Source organism: Nocardia lijiangensis NBRC 108240 (assembly GCF_001613045.1).
GTDB lineage: Bacteria > Actinomycetota > Actinomycetes > Mycobacteriales > Mycobacteriaceae > Nocardia > Nocardia lijiangensis.
This window is the reverse complement of record NZ_BDBP01000093.1, coordinates 1-21,025: the sequence shown is the minus strand read 5'-3', so window position 1 is coordinate 21,025 and position 21,025 is coordinate 1. Positions and strand designations below refer to the sequence as shown.

Below are 21,025 nucleotides of genomic sequence, written 5' to 3'. Positions count from 1 at the left end.
GATGGTGGCTGTCGGATTCCCCGGTCCGCATCTGGAGCTCGGCACCGCGGGCGCCGAAATGCTCGAACGGCTACGGTCGGCGGTCCACGGCCGCGGCGGTGAGGCGATTCGGCAGCTGGCCCTGATCACCGTGCTGTATCTCGGCTATCGCGTCGGCCGGATGATCACCGCCGACGACACCGCGCGCGCCTTCGGCAACGCGCACGCACTCCTCGACGTCGAAGACCGGCTGGGCATCCTCGCGGAGACCACGGTGCAGGCGCCGTTCCTGCGGTGGGATCTTCTCGCCATACCCGCCAACTTCTATTACGCGACAGCCCATTTCACCGTCGCCGTCGCGGTGATCGTGTGGCTCTGGGTCTTCCGCCCCCGGCACTACCGCATGACACGCAACCTCATGGTCGGCCTGACCGGCACCGGGTTGCTGCTGCACGTGCTGCTGCCACTCGCGCCGCCGCGCATGCTGCCGGAACGCGGTTTCGTCGATCTGGCCGCGCTCCACGGCCAGTCCGTCTACGGCCCTCGGGATTCCGAAGGCATGTCGAACCAATTCGCCGCCATGCCCTCACTACACGTCGGCTGGGCACTGCTACTGGGCGTCGCGGTAGTGGCCGCAACACGCACCCGCTGGCGCTGGCTCGCCCTCGCCCACCCCACCCTCACCACGGTCATCGTGATCGGCACCGGCAACCACTACTGGCTCGACGCCATCATCGCCGTCCTCCTGCTCGCCGCAACGGCGGTGGTGCACCGGATGATCGTCCCCGCCGCGGCAACGTTGTGGGACGCGAGTGAAACTGCCGCACAGCCCCGATCGCCTTCCCGGGTCCCGCTGCCCTGAGCGCCCCGTACCCGACGGTCCTTCGTCCGAGCGGAGCCAACGGGAAGGCTGCCGCACAACCCCGATCACCCGGCCAGGTCTCGCTGCCCTGAATGCCCCGTACCCGACGGTCCTTCGTCCGAGCGGACCCAACGAGAAGGTAAGCGAAGCTGCCGCACAGCCCGCCCGCCCAGGTCTCGATGGCTCGAATTCCACGTATCCGAGGGGCTTTCATCCGAGCAGACATAACGGGAAGGCATTCGAACGAAGGCGTCCGAGGCATGACCAACCCGACCACAGGCGGGGGTCCGGGGGCGAAGCCCGCCGGGCGGGGTGTGGGGGTTGCACCCCCACAAAACATTGCGAAGCGAACCCGGCCCATGCTCTCCATGAGCATGGGCCACCCATGAGCGGAGCGGAGACGGAGGGATTTGAACCCCCGGTCGCTCTCGCGACGCTCGCTTTCAAGGCGAGTGCATTCGGCCGCTCTGCCACGTCTCCAGGCCCATGATCCTAACGGACGGCTCAATCGGCTCGCTCGCCGATTATCTTGTCGACGCGGGCGAACACTTCGCCGATCACGGTGAGGTGTTCGGGGACGAGCAGGTCGATGAAGTCGCTGCGGACGGCTTCGACGTGGCCGGGAGCGGCGGCTTCGAGGCGGCGCATGCCCTCGTCGGTGAGCTCGGCGACGACACCGCGGCCGTCCTCTTCGCAGGTATTGCGACGCACCATGTCCTGCGCTTCCATGCGCCGGATCTGATGGGTCAGCCTGCTGCGGGAGGAGAGCACGCCGTCGGCGAGTTCACTCATGCGCAGTGCGCGACCCGGCGCCTCGGACAGCAGCACCAGGATTCGGTACTCGGCGAGGCTGAGGTCGCTGTCGCGCTGCAACTGCTTGTTCAGCGACGTCATCAGCCGCTGGTGGCCGTCCATGTAGGCGCGCCACGCGCGCTGTTGGGTCGGGCTCAGCCAGCGGGGTTCGGACATGCGACCGGTCGGTTCGGGATCCACCGCCCTATTCTAAACGGCCCTGAACTGGGCAAACCCCGATTCTGTTCACCGGGCGACGGAGATCATGGAGCGGTTCAGGTCGGCGACACCGGCGCATCCGGACAGCCCGAGCGCCGAGTCCAGGTCGGCGAGCAGCAGCCGCAACGCGTGCCGGACACCGTCGCGGCCGGCGATGCCGAGGCCGTAGGCGTACGGCCGCCCGTACAGCACCGCCTTGGCGCCGAGCGCCAGCGCGATCAGCACGTCGGAGCCGCTGCGCACGCCGGAGTCGAACAGCACGTCGGCCCGGTCGCCGATGGACGCGACGACCGCGGGCAGCGCGTCGAGCGCCGCGATCGCACCGTCCACCTGGCGGCCGCCGTGGTTGCTGACGACCACCGCGTCGGCGCCCGCGTCCACCACGAGGCGGGCGTCGTCGGGGTGCAGGACGCCCTTCACGGCGATCGGCAGGTCGGTCCATTCGCGGAGGTGGGCGAGGTCGGCGGGGCGCAGGTTGTGGTTGCCGAACAGCCCGACCCAGGTGAGGATCGCGACCCGCATGGCGTCCTCGCTCTCCTCGGGCGGCGTCGGCAGCTTCGCGCGGAACACCGGGTCGGACAGATAGTTGGCGATGCCCTTGCCGTGCAGGAACGGCAGGTGCGCCAGCTGGAGATCCTGCGGCCGCCAGCCGAGGGTGGGGGTGTCGACCGTGACCACGATGGCCTTGGCGCCCGCGCGCTCGGCCCGCTGCACGAACGAGCGCGCCAGTTCCGGATCGTTGGGCCAGTAGAGCTGATACCACCAGTCGCCTGCCGCCGCACCGACCTCCTCGATGGTGGACGAGGCCGCGGTGGACAGCACCGACCCGATCCCGAGTTCCTTGGTGACCTCGCCGACGATCACCTCGCCGCGGGCGTGCATCAGTTCGAGCACCCCGATCGGCGCGGTCAGCACCGGCGCCGCGAGCCGGGTGCCGAGCACCTCCACCGAGAGGTCGCGCATGCCGGGCCCGGTGGTGCCGCGCAGCATGCGGGGGACGATCCGGTATCTGTCGAAGGCAGCACGGTTGGCCGCCGCGGTGCGCTCCGCCGATGCGCTGCCCGCGACGTAGGCGTACTCGGCCTGCCCGAGGACCTCCTTGGCGCGCTGTTCCAATCCCGCGGCCGTCATGGGCAGTTCGGGCACGAGGCCGCCCAATCCGCCCAGGTAGATCTCGTTTTGGAAGTCGATGAAGCTGCTCACGCGGGGAACGCTAGTCCTATGTTTCCGCTCTCGCAGCGTGCTGGGCGAATCCACGGCGATCCGCCCGTCGAGCCGAATACGCGGCCGGGTCGCGCGGGTGGCGCGGCGATCGGCGGGCACTATGGGGTGATGCGTGCGATCGAGCTGAACGAATTCGGCGGACCCGAGGTGCTCACGTGGGGCAAGGCGGCCGATCCGGTGCCGGGCCGCGGCGAAGTGTCGATCGATGTGGTTGCCGCCGGGGTGAACCGCGCGGACCTGCTGCAACGCCAAGGTTTCTACGCACCGCCCGCGGGCGCCAGCGAGATCATCGGCCTGGAGTGCTCGGGCGTCGTCGCCGAAGTCGGCGAGGGCGTGCGGGACTGGCGGGCAGGCGACCGGGTGTGCGCGCTGCTGTCCGGCGGCGGCTATGCCGAGCGGGTGGTTGTTCCCGCGGGCCAGGTGCTTCCGGTGCCCGACGGCCTGGACCTCGCCGCGGCGGCCGCGCTGCCCGAGGTGGCGGCCACGGTGTGGTCGAACCTGGTGATGACGGCCGGTCTGCACGCGGGTCAGCTGGTGCTGATCCACGGCGGGGGCAGCGGAATCGGCACGCACGCCATCCAACTCGCGGTGCACAAGGGCGCTCGGGTGGCGGTCACCGCGGGCTCGGCCGAGAAGCTGGCGCGCTGCGCCGAGCTGGGCGCGAGCGTGCTGATCAACTATCGCGAGGACGATTTCGTCGCCGCGGTCCGCGCCGAGGAGTCCGGCGCGGGCGGCCCCGGCGCCGACATCATCCTCGACAACATGGGCGCGGCCTACTTGTCCCGCAATGTCGAGGCGCTGGCCGAGCACGGCCATCTGGTGGTGATCGGCATGCAGGGTGGGGTGAAGAGCGAGCTGAACCTCGGTGCGCTGCTGTCGAAATGGGGTTCGGTGCACGCGACCAATGTGCGCAACCGCCCCGCGACCGGCTCGGGAAGCAAGGCCGAGATCATCGCCGAGGTGCGCGGGCACGTCTGGCCGCTGATCGCCGACGGCACCATCGTGCCGGTGGTCCACGCCGAATTGCCGATCACCGAGGCCGCCGAGGCGCACCGGATGCTGGACGCGGCGGACACATTCGGCAAGGTCGTGCTGCGCGTGCGCGAAGACGCGAGTTCGGCTCACTCCAGCGCGGCGAGCGCGCGGCCGAGCTGATCGATCTCGAATTTGGTTGTGTAGGGCGCGAGTCCGACGGTCACGGCGCCGCCCTCGTCGTTGACGCCGAGCGCGTCGAGCAGCCTGCTCCCGCCGTGCACGCCGCTGAGCGTGCCGATCCTGGCGTCGGCCAGCTTGGCGGCGATCTTCTCCGCCTGCATCCCGGCCATGGTGAAACTGACGGTCGGGATCCGGGTGGAGGCGCGGCCGATCACGGTCAGGCCGGGGATCTTGTCCAACGTGTCCATCAGGTGCTCGAAGAGCTGGTCGTGGTAGTCCTGCAGCGAGGTGATGGAGATTTCCAGCCGCTCGCGGCGGGTGCCCGAGGCCCGCTCGTCGAGGCCGGCGAGGAAGTCGATGGAGGTGGTGAGCCCGGCGAGCAACGCGTATTGATGCCCGCCGACCTCGAGCCGCTCGGCGCCTTTCGCGTACGGATTCAACGACATCGAGGGAATCCGGTCCAGGAACGCGGGATCGCGGAACACCAGCGCGCCGATCTGCGGCCCACCCCACGCGGGTGCGCTCAGCGCGACCACGTCGGCGTTGAGTTCGTCGATATCGATGAGCGCGTAGGGCGCCGCGCCGAACGCGTCGGCGACCAGCAGACCGCCCACCTCGTGCACCCGGTCGGCGGCCACCCGCACGGCAGGCGCGGAGCCGACGATGGGTGAGGCCGCGGTCAATGCCACCAGTCGGGCCGTCGGCCCGATCAGCTCCTCGAACTGCCAGGACGGCATCTCACAGGTCTCGATCTCGACCTCGGCCCAGCGCACGTGCGCGCCATAGCGGTTGGCGATCCGCAGCCACGGCGCGACATTGGCCTCGTCGTCCAGGCGGGACAGCACGATCCCGGTGCCGAGGCCGAGCCGGGAACTCAGCGATTCCGCGAGCCAGGCCAGCAACACCGCCCGGTCCGGGCCGAGCACGACGCCCGCCGGATCGCCGCCGACCAGATCGGCGACGGCCTCGCGGGCGGCGTCCAGAATGGCCGCGCTGCGCACCGCGGCGCCGTTGCGGCCGATGTGCGAGAACGAGGAGGTACGGAAACCCGTTGACACGGCGCGGGATACCGAATCCGGGACAAGCATGCCCGCCTGCGGATCGAGATGGATCCAGCCGTCGCCCAGGGACGGTATCAGGCCCCGAACCCTCGCGACGTCGTAAGTCATGCTGGCCACTCTAAGGGCAGCGGGCAAGCCTGCGTAACCGCCTTCCCCTTCTCTCCTGCTCGCGAAGCCGACGGCAGCGCACTCGCCGCGGGCCGGACGACGGACGCCCGCGGCGGGCCCGGCACCACCCGGGAACTGGAGATTCGCTCCGGGGTCGGCCGGAACGGGCGGGGCGGCGCGAGGCGGGACCGATGGGGGCGGGACCGCTCCGTGCTCAGTCGCTCGGAACTGGGCCGTTCAGGACTGGGCGCCGATGCGCAACGACGCAGCGACCCGGGAATCAGCATGGCAACCGACTTTCAGCAAAATCCGAACCACACGACGCAAACAGAATAGTCGGCGCCGCCCGGCCGCGGCACCGACCTGCCGCCTCCACCCGGACAAGCCTGTTTAGCGCGTCCGGCGACAACGCGACATGATAGGGAACATGACGCACTCGGATGAGGCACCCGATTCCATCGTCGTGGTCGGACCCGACGGGCGGCCGCTGGTCATCCCGGCGGACGCGGGCACCCCGCTGACCGGACAGGTGGTCACCGACGGCGACAAGAACACCGACGACCCGGACGACCGCGACGACGCGGGCGAATCGCTTGCCGACATGGTCGAGCAGCCCGCCAAGGTCATGCGCATCGGCACCATGATCAAGCAGCTGCTCGAGGAGGTGCGCGCGGCTCCGCTCGACGACGCGAGCCGCACCCGGCTCAGGGAGATCCACAAGTCCTCGGTGCGCGAGCTCGAGCAGGGCCTCGCGCCGGAGCTTCGCGACGAACTCGAGCGGCTGACCTTGCCGTTCACCGACGACGCCGTACCCTCCGACGCCGAGCTGCGCATCGCCCAAGCCCAGCTGGTCGGCTGGCTGGAGGGCCTGTTCCACGGCATCCAGACCGCGCTGTTCGCCCAGCAGATGGCGGCCCGCGCGCAGCTCGAGCAGATGCGCCAGGGTGCGCTGCCGCCGGGCATCCACGCGATGGACCCACGCGGCGGGCGCGGTGACCAGGCAACGGGCGGTTCGGGCCAGTATCTGTAACCCCGTTCGGCGGGCGACGAGTTTCTCCGCCCCGGCGTGTGCCAGCGGACCCGATGCGAGGATGCAAGGGTAGGGTCGAGCACCGTGCCCGCCGCTGCCGCTCGCCCCGACTCCGATGAGAGTTCGGCGCGTCCTGAAGAGAGCCCAGTGCGTTCAGATGACAGCTTGCGTTCAGACAGTTCCACGACCACCGAGGAAAGTCCGGTGAGTGCCGAGAGCACTGCGCCGGTCGAGCCGAGCGGAGCCGAGGCGATGCCGCCGCTGGTCTCCGATTCGCAGACTTTCCGGCGGGCGGTCAAGGACATGCGCGACGGCTTCAGCCAGCGCGAACTATGGCTGTCGCTCGGCTGGCAGGACATCAAACAGCGCTACCGGCGCTCCGTGCTCGGCCCGTTCTGGATCACCATCGCGACCGGCGTGCAAGCCGCGGCGATGGGCATCCTCTACGCGACGCTGCTCGATCAGCCGCTGCGCGAATACCTGCCCTACGTGACCGTCGGATTGATCGTCTGGAATGTGATCCAGGCGAGCATTCTCGACGGCTCGGAGGTGTTCATCGCCAACGAGGGCCTGATCAAACAGCTTCCTTCCGCGCTGAGCGTGCACGTGTACCGGCTGGTGTGGCGGCAATTGTTGTTCTTCGCCCACAACATGGTCATCTACGTGGTGCTGCTCGCGGCGTTCGGAATATGGGAGAACCTGCGCTGGTCGAGCCTGCTGGCGATACCCGCGATCGGTTTGATCTTCCTCAATTCCATGTGGGTGTCCATCGTGTTCGGCATCTTCAGCACCCGCTACCGCGATATCGCGCCGATTCTCAGCAGCACCACGCTGATGCTCTTCGTGCTGACGCCGGTCATGTGGACGACGAAGACCCTGGAAGAGCAGATCGGCGGCGCGAGCGAACGGGCCAGGCTGGTGGAGATCATTCCGACCTTCCACTACCTGGAAATCGTGCGCGCTCCGCTGCTCGGCGAGCCGCAGGAACTGCGGCACTGGGTGATCGTCGGGACGATCACCGTGGTGGGCTGGATCGTCGCTGCCTTCGCCATGAAGCAGTACCGTTCGCGCGTACCGTACTGGGTATAGGAGCCGCTGCGATGAGCCGTGTGAGTATCGAAACCCGTCAGGCGTGGGTCGAGTTCCCGATCTTCGACGCCAAATCGCGGTCTCTGAAAAAGGCGTTCCTCGGCAAGGCCGGCGGCGCGATCGGGCGCAACCAGTCCGACGTGGTGGTCGTCGAAGCGCTGCGCGACATCACGCTGTCGCTGAAGGAGGGTGACCGGGTCGGCCTGGTCGGCCACAACGGCGCCGGGAAATCCACGCTGCTGCGCCTGCTTTCGGGCATCTACGAACCGTCCCGCGGCAGCGCGCGCATTCGCGGGCGGGTGGCGCCGGTGTTCGACCTCGGCGTCGGCATGGACCCGGAGATCTCCGGTTACGAGAACATCATCATTCGCGGGCTCTTCCTCGGCCAGACCCGCAAGCAGATGCTCGCCAAGATCGACGAGATCGCCGAGTTCACCGAGCTCGGCGAATACCTGCAGATGCCGTTGCGCACCTATTCGACCGGTATGCGGGTGCGGTTGGCGATGGGCGTCGTCACCTCCATCGACCCGGAAATCCTGCTGCTGGACGAGGGTATCGGCGCGGTCGACGCGGAATTCATGAAGAAGGCACGGCTTCGGTTGCAGGAACTCGTCGCGCGTTCTGGCATTCTGGTGTTCGCCAGCCATTCCAATGAATTCCTCGCGCAGCTCTGCGATTCCGCGCTGTGGATCGACCACGGACAGATCCGCTTGCGCGGCGGCATCGAAGAGGTGGTGCGCGCGTACGAGGGCCCGGACGCCGGAAACCACGTCGCGACCGTGCTGAAGGAAATGGCAGCGGAGCGGGCGGCGACCGAAAAGCCCGAGGACAGCGCACGAGAACTGGAGCGGAACAACGCATGAACGAGCCGACCGGGCAAGACGCCCCGATCACCGCTGGGGCCGACGCCCCGGTCGACTCGACCGCACCGGAGGTGGCGTACACGCCCACCGACACCGGTCCGGACGCGCGCATCGTCGCGGTCGTGGTCACCCACAAGCGCCGTGAGCTGCTCGCCGAATCGCTGAAGGTCGTCACCTCGCAGTCGCGGCCGATCGATCACCTCATCGTGGTGGACAACGGCAACGAGCCCGAGGTCGCCGAACTGGTGGAGCAGCAGCCGATCGAGACCACCTACCTCGGTTCGGCGCACAACCTCGGCGGCGCGGGCGGCTTCGCGCTCGGCATCCTGCACGCGCTGACCCAGGGCGCGGACTGGGTGTGGCTGGCCGACGACGACGGACGGCCCGAGGGCGGCGAGGTGCTGACCACCCTGCTCGACTGCGCGAAGCGGTACGGGCTCGCCGAGGTCTCCCCGGTGGTCTGCGATATCGACGACCCGGACCGGCTGGCCTTCCCGCTGCGCCGCGGCGTGGTGTGGCGGCGGCTGCGTTCCGAACTCGGCGACGAGGATTTCCTGCCGGGCATCGCGTCGCTGTTCAACGGCGCGCTCATCTCCACGTCGGCGGTCGACCTCATCGGCGTGCCCGACCTACGCCTGTTCGTGCGCGGCGACGAGGTCGAAGTGCACCGCAGGCTGGTCCGCTCGGGCCTACCCTTCGGCACCTGCCTGCAGACGGCCTACCTGCATCCCAACGGCGCCGCCGAATTCAAGCCGATCCTGGGCGGCCGGATGCACACCCAGTACCCCGACGATCCGGTGAAGCGCTACTTCACCTACCGCAACCGCGGCTATCTGATGGCTCAGCCCGGTATGCGGAAGCTGTTGCCGCAGGAGTGGATTCGGTTCTCCTGGTTCTTCCTCGTCACCCGCCGCGATCCCGCCGGGTTGAAGGAGTGGTTCCATTTGCGCTCGCTCGGGCGCAACGAGCAGTTCGGGAAGCCGGAGAAGTAGGGGTTCGATCCCGGGGGCGGGGGTCGGTCGATAAATCGGTTGCGGGGGCGCCGCGGCGTCTGGCATTCTTCGGGGACATTGCCGGTTCGAGACGGAAGTGAGGAGGTGGAGATCGTGACGACGAATGTTCGGGTTGTCGTGCCCGTGTGCGCCGCGCTGACGCGCGTTGCCGCACCGCACTCCACCTCTCCCTCCCCTCGCTGAACCCCGGTCGGGTTCGGCGCCCGACGAATGGATTCTTCCCATCATGGTCGACTACGACCTGCTCGTCCCTTACGGCTGGACGGAAGCCGTAGCCAATGAATACGCCGCGCTCATCGAAGACGGGTGCGTGCCGGCGCGAGTGATCCGGATGGATCGCAGCGAATGCGATGTGGCGACGCCGGACGGCTCGACGCGAGCCCGGTGTCCGCGTTCGGATTCCGAGCTCAGCGGATTGTGCACCGGCGACTGGGTGAGCATCGACGCGCAACGGAATGTGCGCACGTTGCTGCCGCGCCGTTCCGCCATCGTGCGTTCCACGGTCTCGCGCCGTTCCGAGGGCCAAGTGCTCGCCGCCAATGTCGACACCGTGCTGGTCTGCACCGCCGCCGACGGCGACGTGGACCTCGGCCGGATCGAACGGATGCTCGCCCTGGCCTGGGAGAGCAACGCGCAACCGGTCGTCGTGCTCACCAAAGCCGATGCGGCGGAGGAGCTTCCGGTCGAGGCGGTGCAGGCCGTCGCGCCGGGTGCGATGGTGCTCGCGGTCAGCGCGGCGAGCGGGTACGGGATCGATGTGCTCACCGCCGTGCTCGACGGGACGGTCGCGTTGATCGGACCTTCGGGCGCGGGAAAGTCGACGCTGGCCAACGCGCTGCTCGGCGCGGAAGTGTTCGCCACCAACGCCGTTCGCGCGGTGGACAAGAAGGGCAGACACACCACCGTGCACCGGGAGCTGCGCCCGCTGCCCAACGGCGGCACACTCATCGACACCCCGGGCCTGCGCGGCATCGGTCTGTGGGATGCCGCCGAAGGCATCGAGAAGACCTTCAGCGACATCGAAACCTTCGCCGCGGACTGCCGTTTCGGCGACTGCTCGCACGAGGGTGAACCCGGCTGCGCGGTGCGCGAGGCCATCGACACCGGGGCGCTCACCCAGCGCCGGTTCGACAGCTATCGCAAGCTCGCCAAGGAGAACGCCTGGATGGAGTCCAGGGCCGACAAGCGGTTGCAGGCCGAACGCGATCGCGCCTGGCGCGGCATCAGGAAACAGCAACGCCAGATGTACCGGGAGCGGGGGTCCCGGCGCTGAGCCCCTGAGCTGAGCCCCTCAGGCCCCTATGCAACTGGTTGCATAGGGGCCTGAGTTACGCTTAGCGTGCAAGGCGTGGCGTCGCGGGCGCATCTCGTCCGCGGCACGAACGACAGGAGCAGGTCATGACGGAACCGGGTTCGAAGCCGCTGGCGGGCAAGACGATGATCATGTCGGGCGGCAGCCGCGGCATCGGTCTGGAGATCGCCAAGCGCGCCGCGGCCGACGGCGCCAACATCACGCTGATCGCCAAGACCGATCAGCCGCATCCCAAGCTCCCCGGCACCATCCACACCGCGGCCGCGGAACTCGAGGAGGCGGGCGGGCAGGTGCTGCCGTTCGTCGGCGACGTGCGTATCGACGACTCGGTGGCCGAGGCGGTGCGCCTGACCGTGGAACGCTTCGGCGGCATCGACCTCGTCGTGAACAACGCCTCGGCGATCGACCTGTCCGGCACCGACGCCCTGTCGATGAAGAAGTACGACCTGATGCAGGACATCAACTGCCGAGGCAGCTTCCTGCTGTCCAAGCTGAGCCTGCCGCACCTGCGCGAGTCGGCGAAGGCCGGGCGCAACCCGCACATCCTCACCCTCTCCCCGCCGCTGAACCTGGACCCGAAGTGGGCGGGCGGCTCACTCGGCTACACCATCGCCAAGTACGGCATGTCGCTCACCACGCTCGGACTCGCCGAGGAGCTGAAGGGCGACGGCATCGGCGTGAACTCGCTGTGGCCGCGCACCACCATCGCCACCGCCGCGGTGCGCAACCTGCTCGGCGGCGAGCAGATGGTCGCGACCTCGCGCACCCCCGACATCTACGCCGACGCCGCCTACCTGGTGCTCACCGCGCCCGCCGAGAAGACCACCGGCAATTTCTTCATCGATGACGACGTGCTCGCCGCGCACGGCATCACCGATCTCGAGAAGTACCGGGTCGTGCCCGGCGACGCCGAACTCACCACCGATCTGTTCCTCTGATCTGTCCGCTCGCGCCCGGGTCGCCCGCGGCCCGGGCTATTGCCTCGGCGACCCGGGCGGAGCAATGTGAGAAGCACCGGTGGCGCCACCGGGGCGCTGCCCCTAGCACAGAGGGGGTGGACCGTGTTCGCACGTTCTACCACTATTCATGCGCGACCCTCCTCGATAGACGCCGGGATTGCGCACGTGCGCGACGAAACCATGCCCGCGCTGGAGGGCATCCCAGGCTGTATCGGACTGTCGTTGCTCGTCGACCGGCGGTCCGGGAAATGCATCGCGACGACGGCGTGGGAAACCGAGCAGGCGATGCGTGACAGCGCGGTCCGGGTCCGGCCGATCCGGGAGCGTGTGGCCGAAACCTTCGGTGGCAACGCGGAAGTCGAGGAGTGGGAGATCGCCGTGCTGCACCGCGATCATCGCTCGCGAGAAGGCGCCTGCGTGCGCGCGATCTGGGTGGAAGGCGACCCGAATCGCGCGGATCTGGCGATCGATACCTACAAGTCCCGCGCGCTGCCAGGGATGGAAACCCTGGAGGGTTTCTGCAGCGCGAGCCTGATGGTCGACCGGGCGTCCGGGCGCGGCGTCTCGTGCGTCACCTTCGACAGCGCGGACGCGATGGACCGCAACCGCGAGCAGGCCGCCGCGATGCGCGAGACCAACACCCGCCACGCGGGCATCCGAGTGACCGAGGTCCGTGAATTCGAGCTGGCACTCGCGCACCTGCGCGTACCCGAATTGGTGTGACCACTCCGCGGCGCCGTCACGACGACGGCGCCGCGGACGGGCTCAGTCGTTGATGCCGTAGAGCCGCTCCCAGTTGGCGCGGCTGGTGAGTTCCGGCATGGCGGCGCGGTACTGCTCCTGCAGGGTGGGCAGTTCCTTGCGCAGGCGACGCAACACGTTGAACGTGCGCCGCAGCAGCGCGCGAGCGCGGGCCTTGTCGCGCTGCCGGACCCGGACGCCGGACTGCGAGGCGTCGGTGACCACGACGTGGTCGAACAGCGAGACGTGCCACCAGTACGCGTCCTCACGGGTGACCCCGATCAGGCCGTGCTGAGTGCGGCCGAACCACTGGTTGATCGCACGCTTGACCAGCACCAGCATGGTCCGGCTCGGCTCACCGCTCGCCCGGCGCAACTGGATGTCGGCCGCGCGCACCGGCGGCGTCGCGGCCGGGTGCTTGATGGTCTCACCGTACTCGGCGCGGCTGGTGCGGGCGGCGGCCAGCGCGGCGATGCCGCCGTCGCGCAGCACCTTCGGACCTTCCAGGAAGTCCTCGATGCCCTGCAACGTCGTGTGCACCAGCCCGTACTGCATGGCGACCAGGTGCTCGGCGATATTACGGAACAGCTGCTTGGTGATCTTCTTGCCGTCCAGCTCGGCGTGCATGGCTCCGACGATGAGCGAGTTGCGCGTGCTGAAGTAGCGCGCCCAGTCGTCGTAGTCCTTCCAATAGAAGTCCGCGTGCCAGACCGCCGCGTTGGGCAGCGTGACGGTGACGAAGCCGTGCTCGCGCGCACGCACGCCGTACTCCACGTCGTCCCACTGGAAGAAGATGGGAACCGGCAGGCCGATCTTCGCGACCACCTCGGCCGGGATCAGGCAGGTCCACCAGGCGTTGTAGCCTGCGTCGACGCGGCGCTCCTGGTTCTTCTTGAGCATGCTGGTGTTGCGCAGCGCCTTGGGCACCTTCTGGCCGTGCCGCAGCTCGTGCAGGTGCACTTCTTCGGCGCCGACGTTGAGGTAGTCCGGGTTGAGCAGGAACAGCATCTGCGCGCCGACCAGCATGGGTTCGACCGTCATGTTGGCGAAGGCGTTGAGCCGCAGCACCGTTTCCGGTTCGCAGAGGATGTCGTCGTCCATCAGGATGACGTCGGCGTGCTCGTTCACCGCGGAGACCTCGTAGAGCCCGCGCGTGAACCCGCCCGCGCCGCCGAGGTTCGGCTGACGGATGTAGCGCAGCTTGTCACCGAAGGCGGGCTGCACCTCCTGGTAGCGCGGCCGGTCCTGCACCAGGTCGGTGCCCTGATCCACCACGTAGACCGCGTCGATGGCGGCGAGCACGGTGGCGTCGGAGGCCAGTGCGGCCACCGTCTCGGCGCAGTCCGCGGCGCGGTTGAAGGTGCAGATGGCGATGGCCACCGGGCGCACCCGCTCGGGCGCGGCGGAGGACCAGGTGAGTTCGGAGATGCCGAGCTCACCGCCGTCGGCGTCGAACTCCAGCCAGATCGCGCCACCGTCGACGTACTGGTCCAGCGGTGCGGTCAGGGTGAGCGGGCCGCTCGCGTCGACCTTGGCGGTCTCGATGATCCTGCGGTGACCCGCGATGTCCGAGGCGACCAGCCGGACACTGGCCTTCTTCGTCACGTCGAGCACCATCGTGGCGCGCACCTCGGTGACGGTGGTCCAGCGCTGCCAGTAGCTGGCCGCGAACCGGCCGAAGTAGGTGTTGGTGTGGGCGGTGGCGCCCTTTTCCAAGTGCATCGCCAGCCGGTCGCGCGCCGCGCGGCCCTTGACCACCGCGTAGAGCTCGTCGCTCACCTTGGCCGAAGGACCGGTGAAGATGCCGCGCTGCAGGACCAGCCGGTCCGGCGCCCGATGGTCGGCACGCAGCGAGGCGGGCGCGGCGGCGGGCGTAGCGTGCTCGTTCGGTTCGGTAACGGCCTTGGTAGCCGACTGCTCCATGAAGTCCTCGAAATCCTCATTTATTGCGGCGGGACAGACACGCCCCTGGATGCCGTGCGCGGCGGGAGCGAGGATATCAACCGACGTCGGAGCCCGCCCGTCCAGCAACCAGGGGTATCACACCCGCTATTGTTGCTGTTTGTTTGCTACTTCGCCGGTAAAGACGAATTTGTCGTAGGCCCAATACCGGAAGACCACCGCAACGATCTGACCGACCAGCGTTCCCGAGATGTTGTCCGAGAGCGGGCTCGACAGGTCGAGAACGTAGCGGGAGAAGCCGAGGCAGCCCAGTTGCAGGCCGATGGCGACGACGTTGAACACCGCGTACAGCAGGTACTCCCGCGCCGGGTTGCCGGTCTGCTTGTGGCCGAAGGTCCACCACTTGTTGCCGAAGTAGGTCACCACCGTCGCCACCGCGATCGCGATGATCTTGGCGGGCAGCGGCGCGTGGTACAGCACGCCTTCGCCACCCCAGAACACCAGCACGTTGTAGGTGCCTGCGTCGACGAGGAAACCGATCGCGCCGACCACGAGGAACGCCGCGCCCTTGCGCAGCGCCGCGATCACCTTCGCGGTCAGCGGCTCGGCGGCGACGGACGGCACGGGCTGCTCAGGGGTCGCCTGCGCGGGTCGATCCTGCGTGGATCGGATGGAGCGCTCGGGTATCGACACGGGCTGCTCGGGGGAAGACACCGAGCGACGGTACCCCAGCAGGCGAATGCCTCGGGTGCGCGCCGGAGGTCTCGAGCCATGTACCCTCCCCGTGTTCCCCATTCACGCCGACATCGAGGAATGACCCGGGTGGACTCCACCGAGCTTCGTATTGCCGCCGTGGTCCCGTGCCACAACGAGGAGGCCTCGGTCGCCAAGGTCGTCGCCGACCTCCAGGCCGCCGTGCCGGGAATCGTCGTCTACGTCTACGACAACCTGAGCACCGACCGGACCTCCGAACTCGCCCGCCAGGCAGGCGCGATCGTCCGTCAGGAACACACCAAGGGCAAGGGCAACGTGGTGCGGCGTGCCTTCGCCGACATCGAGGCCGACGTCTATCTGATGATCGACGGCGACGACACCTACGAGGCCGCCGACGCCCCGCTGATGATCAAGACGCTGCTCGACGGCCCCTACGATCACGTGCTCGGCGTGCGCAGGCAGGACGCCTCCGGCACCGCGTACCGCGCGGGCCACGAGACCGGCAACCGGGTGCTCAACGGCGTGGTCGGAAAGGTGTTCGGCGAGAACGTCGAAGACATGCTCAGCGGCTTCCGTGTCTTCTCGCGCCGCTTCGTCAAGAGCTTCCCCGCGGTCTCCCGCGAGTTCGAGATCGAGACCGAGCTGACCGTGCACTCGCTGCACCTGCGGGTGCCGCAGACCGCCGTCCCGGTCGGCTTCCGTGATCGCCCGGCGGGCAGCGAATCCAAGCTGCGCACCTACCACGACGGCTTCAAGATCCTCGCGCTGATCATCGGCTTGGCCAGGCACGAGCGCCCCGTCGCGTTCTACGGGCTGTTCGGCACCCTGAGCTGGCTGGTCTCGATCGTGCTGACGATCCCGATCGTCATCGAATTCACCAGGACGCACGAGGTCCCGCGCTTCCCCACCCTGTTCCTCGCCTTCACCCTGCTGCTGCTCGGCAGCCTGGCGTGGACGGCCGGGTTGATCCTCGACGGCATCCGCCGGTCCCGCCACGAAGCGTCGCGCCTGGTCTACCTGCGCTATTCGGCCGTCGTCGCGGAGGACGACCCGTTCCGAAACGGCGGTGACGCGCCGGCTCGTGGGGACGCTCGGTGACCACATCCGCCGATCGCGGCACCACCGAGGGGTCCGGCCCGCTATCCAACGGGCACGAGAACGAGCAGGGCAAGGCCGCAGCGGCGAACAGCACGAAAACTGCTGACGCGCCCGGCACGGAACAGTCCGCGACTGCACCCGAACAGGAATCGACACCTTCCGGCGCACTCGGCACGGCCGGAAAGGCCGGGCGCGCCATCGTGACTCGCTTCGGCGCGGCGACCGTCGCGTTCGCGGTGATCACCGCACTCTTCGGCAGCCTGTTCGCCGTGCTCTCCCCACCGTTCTGGGGCCACGACGAGATCACCCAGTTCGGTCGCGCCTACCAGGTCGCCTACGGCGGCTTCCTGCCGCAGCAGATCCAGGACGACCGCGGCCTCGCCTACGGCGGCGATGTGCCCGTCAACGTCGACGCGCTGATGGGCTACTCGTTCCGCGACTACCAGGACAACCCGGAAGAGCCGGGCGCGATGGTGGCCGACCCCGGCGTGTACGACCGGCTGGAGAGCGCTCCGGTCGACTCGCCCATGACGGCCGTCTGGTTCACCAACACCGCCGCCTACTCCCCCGTGCCGTATGTGCCCGCCGCCCTCGGCATTCGGGCCGCGGGACTGTTCGACCTCGACGTGGGCGGGATGGTGACCCTGACCCGGCTCGCCGGTCTGCTCGGCTACCTGATCGTGGTCGGTTTCGGCCTGTACGCGCTGCGGGAGCGTCGGGTGCAGTGGCTCGCGTTCACCGTCGCGGTGCTGCCGATCGCGGTGTTCCAGGCGGGCACGGTCACCGCGGACACGCTCACCAACGCGTTGGCCATCATGGTGTCCGCGCTGCTGATCAAGGCGCTGTTCCTCGGCGACGGGCTGACCCGCACCGAGACCGTCGCCCTGCTCGGCGCAACACTGCTGCTGCCGGTCAGCAAGCCGACTTACGTGCTGCTCGCCATGCTGGTGGTGCTGGTTCCGGTGGACCGCTTCGGATTCTTCGGCGGCGCTGTTGTTTCCGGATTCCATTGGCGTCGCCTCGTGCCGTGGGCCTTCGCCGCCGCGGGCGGGCTGGCCTTCGCGGTCTGGATGAAGATCGCCGCACCCACCGGCGACGGCATGAGCCTGATGCGGCCGCGCCACCAGTGGTACACCGTCAAGCCGGGTGAGCAGCTCGGCGAGATCCTCGGTGATCCACTGCATTTCCTGAGCGTCTTCCGCGACAGCATCTTCTACCGCGACCAGCGCTGGTTCACCCAGTTCTTCGGTGAGCTCGGCTTCGCCTACATCGACGTGCCCGCCGTTGCGGTGCTGGCCTGCCTGCTCGCCTTCGCGGTGAGCATCGGCATCGCGGACCGGATGAACCCGCGCACCGCCACCTTCGTGCGGACGCTGGTCGTGGCACTCACGGTGGCGGCCAGCGTCGCGATGATCTACGTGACGCTGTACATGTCGTTCACGCCGGTCGGCTACTACATCATCGACGGCGTGCAGGGCCGCTACTTCGTGCCGCTGGCACTGGTGGCTTTCGCGGCGCTGCTGCGCTGGATGCCATTGCGGCTCACCGACGCTCGCGGAAAGACGCCGATGTGGGGACCGGCGGTCACGATCGTCGTCGCGAGTTCGGTCGCGCTGATCGCCTCGGTCGCGAAGTACAGCACCATCGTCTGGGGCTGACCCAGCCGAGCCGAACGGCGCACCGCGCCGATCGCCCACCGACCGGCGCAGAACTCGAACAGCAGCATTTCCGTGATGCTGGTATCACAGGCAGGGTGATCGCCGGATCGGGGACTACCGTTGGAGCATGCGAGCTTGGCCTGTGACGATCACGGCACTTGTCGGTGCCTTCGCGGCCGCGATGCTGGTCTACCCGCTCACCGTCTACTACCTTCTCCGCCCCGAGCCGATGCTGATCGTTCTCGGTACGGGCGCACTACTGGCCGGCGTCCAGCTCGGGGCCGGCTTCGGCGCGGCGGTGGCGTGCGCAGTCGCCGCTGATCGTCGTAATGGCGGCTACCGCTGTCGTAGCGAGAAGATCTAGCTGCCGACGAACTACGCGAGGCCCAGGGTCTGCTCGCCTGCGGCCGCGTAGGCGCGTTCGGTCACGGCTTTCTCGGGGCGCCACCAGGATTCGTTGTCGCGGTACCACTGGATGGTGGCCGCCAGACCCGCGCGGAAGTCGGCGTAGCGCGGTGTCCAGCCGAGTTCGGTGCGCAGCAGCGTGGCGTCGATCGCGTAGCGCTGGTCGTGGCCGGGGCGGTCGGTGACGTGGTCGAAATCGTCGGGATCGCGGTCGAACGCCTCGAGCAGCATCCGCACCACGGTCTTGTTGTCGAGTTCGCCGTTCGCGCCGATCAGATAGGTCTGGCCGACGCGGCCGTGGTCGAGGATGTCCCAGACCGCCCGGTTGTGGTCGTCGACGTGGATCCAGTCGCGGATCTGATGACCCGCGCCGTAGAGCCGGGGACGCACGCCGTCGATCAGATTGGTGATCTGGCGCGGGATGAACTTCTCCACGTGCTGGTAGGGCCCGTAGTTGTTACTGCAGTTGGACAGCGTCGCGCGCACGCCGAAGGAGCGAGCCCAGGCCCGGACCAGCAGATCACTCGAGGCTTTGGTCGCGGAGTACGGGCTGGACGGGTTGTAGGGGGTGGACTCGGTGAAGGCGGGCTCGTCGGGGGTGAGATCGCCGTACACCTCGTCGGTGGAGACGTGGTGATAGCGCACGTCGTGGCGGCGCACGGCCTGCAGCAGCGCGTAGGTGCCGACGATATTGGTCTGCACGAACGGCCACGGCTCGGTCAGCGAGTTGTCGTTGTGCGATTCGGCGGCGAAGTGGACCACCGCGTCGACACCGCTGACCAGTTCGTCGACCAGGTCGAGATCGGCGATATCGCCGTGTACGAAATCGATCCGGTCGGCCACCGGATCCAGCGAGGCCTTGTTACCCGCGTAGGTCAGGGCGTCGAGCACGGTCACCCTCGCGTCGGGCCGCTCGGCCACGGTCTGCTGGACGAAATTCGCACCGATGAATCCGGCGCCGCCGGTTACGAGCAATCGCACCCCACGACCTTACGTCGACCGGACCGCGACCTCCATGGCGGAGTGCTATGAAAGGGGTGCGGACAGCTCCGCACAGCATACCTGTGACCTTCGTCTCACTACGTTTGAGTAGAAAGGGGCGACCAGTTCGATTCGCCGCCGAAATCCCTGTTCCGCGTGTACGTTTCCGGAAACGCACCAAGCTGTGAGACACGATGGTGAACAAAATTTGAATTAACGGTCACAAACGGTTCACCACGCGTTAGCTGGTCTAGATTTCGATCATCTAGTCCCCTCCGAACGCTTCACATCGAGGTTCCAAACAAAATGCTGATGAGGAAATTCGCCGCCACCTCGGCGCTGCTGATCGCCGCGCTTGGCGTCACCGCAGGCACCGTCAACGCGGCCCCCGAAGCTCCGGCTGCCGATGCGCCGATCAACTTCACCGCCAAGTCCACCGACACGCAGTCCATCATCACCATCGACTCGGGCTCGCTCGTCGTCGAAGAGGACGCACTGAAGATCAAGGCCGCCGACGGCACCGTCGTCGCCGGCACCCCGCTGACGTTCCGCCTCGACGACTTCGAGTTCCCGATCGCCGCGGACATCTCGGACCGCACCGCGACCCTGAGCCCGCAGCTCGAGCTCGACAAGGCCGTGTACAAGCCGGTCGCCCTGCCCTACGAGGACAAGGCGCCGTGGAAGAACGAGTACGACCGTGAGCTCGCCGCGTTCAACCGCCTGAAGGACACCATCGGCATGGGCGCCACCATCGGCACCCTGGTCGGTGGCCTCGGCGGCGCCGCCGTGGGCTGCGTGCTCGGCGGCATCGTCGGCGCGACCGTCGCGTCGGCCACCATCGTCGGCCTGTTCGGTCCGTTCCTGCCCGCCGCCGCGATCGGCTGCATCGGCGGCATCCTGGCCGTGGGCGCCCTCGGCACCCTGGCGGGTCAGATCTTCATCACCGCCCCGGTGGCCATCGGTGCTGCGATCCAGTACTTCACCACCCTCAACCAGCCGTTCGTCCCCCCGGCCAAGTAATCCCGAACGGCTTGCCGCACAACTGAAGACGTAAGTCAGGAAGCCCCACCCGGGCCGGCCGGGTGGGGCTTTCGCATGTCCGCAGGCGCGGGCCTCGCACACTCCCTGCAACCGCGCACTTGGCCGCCGTGGCCCGGGTCACCGCGGACTTGACCTCAACAAAAGTTCAGGTCCTACCGTCGATGCCGAGCCGGAACCACAACGGCTCCGAACACCGGGAATACGATTCGGACGAATAGTTATCTGAACAGAGTCTTAACATTGCGGACTCATTCGGTTACCAGTTGTTTTCTACTGTCCGCGCGGAATTCCCGGCACACCGCGAAAAAGGAATACGGACAAATGTTGATGAGGAAATTTGCCGCAACCGCGTGGCTGCTGGTCGCCGTCGTGGCGAGCACCGCGGGCACCGCCGCCGCGAACGGGAATCCCGACGCGGGCCGGGTGGGCTTCACGGCAGGCACGACCGCCGGCTCCGCCGTGCTCGGCATCGACGCCGGGAGGTTCGCGATCGCCGACGACGTCCTGCAGATCAGGACCGACGACGGCACCGTCCTCGCGGGCACACCGCTGAAGTTCCGCGTCGACGACTTCGAGTTCCCCATCGCCGCGGAGATCTCCGGCCGCACCGCCACCCTCACGCCGCAGCTCTCCCTCGACAAGGCCCGTTACCAGCCCGTCGCGCTGCCCTTCGAGGACAAGGCGCCGTGGAAGACCGAGTACGAACGCGAGCAGGCCGCCTGGTCGCGGATGACGAGCACGATCGGGCTCGGCGTGAGCACGGGCGCGCTGCTCGGCGGCCTCGGCGGCGCGGCGGTCGGCTGCGTGCTCGGCGGCGTC

Annotated in this window: 20 protein-coding genes and 1 tRNA gene; 14 read left to right on the top strand and 7 right to left on the bottom strand. The window is 68.1% G+C overall.

What is annotated here, in order from left to right:
* Position 1 precedes the first annotated feature (1 nt).
* Positions 2-841, top strand: coding sequence for a phosphatase PAP2 family protein (locus NL1_RS29055; RefSeq protein WP_245673624.1), 840 nt, complete (start codon positions 2-4; stop codon positions 839-841).
* A 395-nt stretch (positions 842-1,236) separates the two neighbouring features.
* On the opposite strand, the gene NL1_RS29050 is transcribed toward NL1_RS29055, so the two are convergent.
* The 3 genes from NL1_RS29050 to NL1_RS29040 form a co-directional block, all read right to left on the bottom strand.
* Positions 1,237-1,321 (bottom strand) — tRNA-Ser (locus NL1_RS29050).
* A gap of 24 nt (positions 1,322-1,345) precedes the next feature.
* Positions 1,346-1,810 carry a MarR family winged helix-turn-helix transcriptional regulator gene (locus NL1_RS29045; RefSeq protein ID WP_067845875.1) on the bottom strand — a complete coding sequence of 155 codons (465 nt, stop codon included), beginning with the start codon at positions 1,808-1,810 and terminating at the stop codon, positions 1,346-1,348.
* 69 nt (positions 1,811-1,879) lie between these two features.
* Positions 1,880-3,055 (bottom strand): alpha-hydroxy-acid oxidizing protein, encoded by a 1,176-nt coding sequence (locus tag NL1_RS29040; RefSeq protein WP_156095107.1) that lies wholly within the window; start codon positions 3,053-3,055, stop codon positions 1,880-1,882.
* 129 nt (positions 3,056-3,184) lie between these two features.
* Here NL1_RS29040 and NL1_RS29035 point away from each other — a divergent pair, with 129 nt between their 5' ends.
* On the top strand, positions 3,185-4,231 hold the full coding sequence (locus tag NL1_RS29035) for an NAD(P)H-quinone oxidoreductase (protein WP_067845826.1): 1,047 nt from the start codon (positions 3,185-3,187) through the stop codon (positions 4,229-4,231).
* Here the strand turns inward: NL1_RS29035 and NL1_RS29030 are convergent.
* Positions 4,198-5,400 carry a cysteine desulfurase-like protein gene (locus tag NL1_RS29030; RefSeq protein ID WP_067845824.1) on the bottom strand — a complete coding sequence of 401 codons (1,203 nt, stop codon included), beginning with the start codon at positions 5,398-5,400 and terminating at the stop codon, positions 4,198-4,200. The genes NL1_RS29035 and NL1_RS29030 overlap by 34 nt on opposite strands.
* Before the next feature lie 427 nt (positions 5,401-5,827).
* Between NL1_RS29030 and NL1_RS29025 the strand changes: the two genes are divergently transcribed.
* From NL1_RS29025 to NL1_RS28995, 7 genes are all read left to right on the top strand, one after another.
* Positions 5,828-6,430 carry a bacterial proteasome activator family protein gene (locus tag NL1_RS29025; RefSeq protein ID WP_067845822.1) on the top strand — a complete coding sequence of 201 codons (603 nt, stop codon included), beginning with the start codon at positions 5,828-5,830 and terminating at the stop codon, positions 6,428-6,430.
* Positions 6,431-6,682: 252 nt separating this feature from the next.
* A complete protein-coding gene (wzm, locus tag NL1_RS29020; protein ID WP_067845869.1) occupies positions 6,683-7,519 on the top strand; it encodes a galactan export ABC transporter permease subunit Wzm/RfbD in 837 nt (278 codons plus the stop codon).
* A gap of 11 nt (positions 7,520-7,530) precedes the next feature.
* Positions 7,531-8,382 carry a galactan export ABC transporter ATP-binding subunit Wzt/RfbE gene (gene wzt / locus NL1_RS29015; RefSeq protein WP_067845819.1) on the top strand — a complete coding sequence of 284 codons (852 nt, stop codon included), beginning with the start codon at positions 7,531-7,533 and terminating at the stop codon, positions 8,380-8,382.
* Positions 8,379-9,374 carry a galactofuranosyltransferase GlfT1 gene (glfT1, locus tag NL1_RS29010; RefSeq protein WP_245673622.1) on the top strand — a complete coding sequence of 332 codons (996 nt, stop codon included), beginning with the start codon at positions 8,379-8,381 and terminating at the stop codon, positions 9,372-9,374. The genes wzt and glfT1 overlap by 4 nt, the downstream gene beginning before the upstream one ends.
* Before the next feature lie 247 nt (positions 9,375-9,621).
* Positions 9,622-10,668, top strand: coding sequence for a ribosome small subunit-dependent GTPase A (gene rsgA / locus NL1_RS29005; RefSeq protein ID WP_067845816.1), 1,047 nt, complete (start codon positions 9,622-9,624; stop codon positions 10,666-10,668).
* Between the two features lie 125 nt (positions 10,669-10,793).
* Complete coding sequence (locus tag NL1_RS29000) at positions 10,794-11,645, top strand: SDR family oxidoreductase (RefSeq protein WP_067845813.1); 852 nt, start codon at positions 10,794-10,796, stop codon at positions 11,643-11,645.
* A 123-nt stretch (positions 11,646-11,768) separates the two neighbouring features.
* The gene (locus tag NL1_RS28995) at positions 11,769-12,389 is read left to right on the top strand and encodes an antibiotic biosynthesis monooxygenase (protein WP_067845810.1); all 621 of its coding nucleotides are present in this window, start codon (positions 11,769-11,771) and stop codon (positions 12,387-12,389) included.
* A 42-nt stretch (positions 12,390-12,431) separates the two neighbouring features.
* Here NL1_RS28995 and NL1_RS28990 read toward each other — a convergent pair whose 3' ends face one another.
* Positions 12,432-14,330, bottom strand: coding sequence for a glycosyltransferase (locus NL1_RS28990; protein ID WP_067845807.1), 1,899 nt, complete (start codon positions 14,328-14,330; stop codon positions 12,432-12,434).
* Positions 14,331-14,456: 126 nt separating this feature from the next.
* Entirely contained in the window at positions 14,457-15,023 is a 567-nt protein-coding gene (locus NL1_RS28985) for a GtrA family protein (RefSeq protein WP_245673620.1), read from the bottom strand.
* A 99-nt stretch (positions 15,024-15,122) separates the two neighbouring features.
* Here NL1_RS28985 and NL1_RS28980 point away from each other — a divergent pair, with 99 nt between their 5' ends.
* From NL1_RS28980 to NL1_RS28970, 3 genes are all read left to right on the top strand, one after another.
* Positions 15,123-16,121 (top strand): glycosyltransferase, encoded by a 999-nt coding sequence (locus NL1_RS28980; RefSeq protein ID WP_245673618.1) that lies wholly within the window; start codon positions 15,123-15,125, stop codon positions 16,119-16,121.
* Complete coding sequence (locus NL1_RS28975) at positions 16,118-17,779, top strand: DUF2142 domain-containing protein (protein WP_084511080.1); 1,662 nt, start codon at positions 16,118-16,120, stop codon at positions 17,777-17,779. The genes NL1_RS28980 and NL1_RS28975 overlap by 4 nt, the downstream gene beginning before the upstream one ends.
* A gap of 127 nt (positions 17,780-17,906) precedes the next feature.
* Positions 17,907-18,143 carry a hypothetical protein gene (locus NL1_RS28970; RefSeq protein WP_156095105.1) on the top strand — a complete coding sequence of 79 codons (237 nt, stop codon included), beginning with the start codon at positions 17,907-17,909 and terminating at the stop codon, positions 18,141-18,143.
* 11 nt (positions 18,144-18,154) lie between these two features.
* Here the strand turns inward: NL1_RS28970 and rfbB are convergent, their stop codons facing one another.
* Positions 18,155-19,165: a dTDP-glucose 4,6-dehydratase gene (gene rfbB, locus NL1_RS28965; protein WP_067845802.1), complete on the bottom strand. Its 1,011-nt coding sequence runs from the start codon at positions 19,163-19,165 to the stop codon at positions 18,155-18,157.
* Between the two features lie 306 nt (positions 19,166-19,471).
* Here rfbB and NL1_RS28960 point away from each other — a divergent pair, with 306 nt between their 5' ends.
* Positions 19,472-20,185, top strand: a complete 714-nt coding sequence (locus NL1_RS28960; RefSeq protein ID WP_067845799.1) for a DUF8020 domain-containing protein — start codon at positions 19,472-19,474, stop codon at positions 20,183-20,185.
* Between the two features lie 342 nt (positions 20,186-20,527).
* On the top strand, positions 20,528-21,025 hold a 498-nt coding region (locus tag NL1_RS28955), incomplete at its 3' end, for a DUF8020 domain-containing protein (protein WP_067845796.1).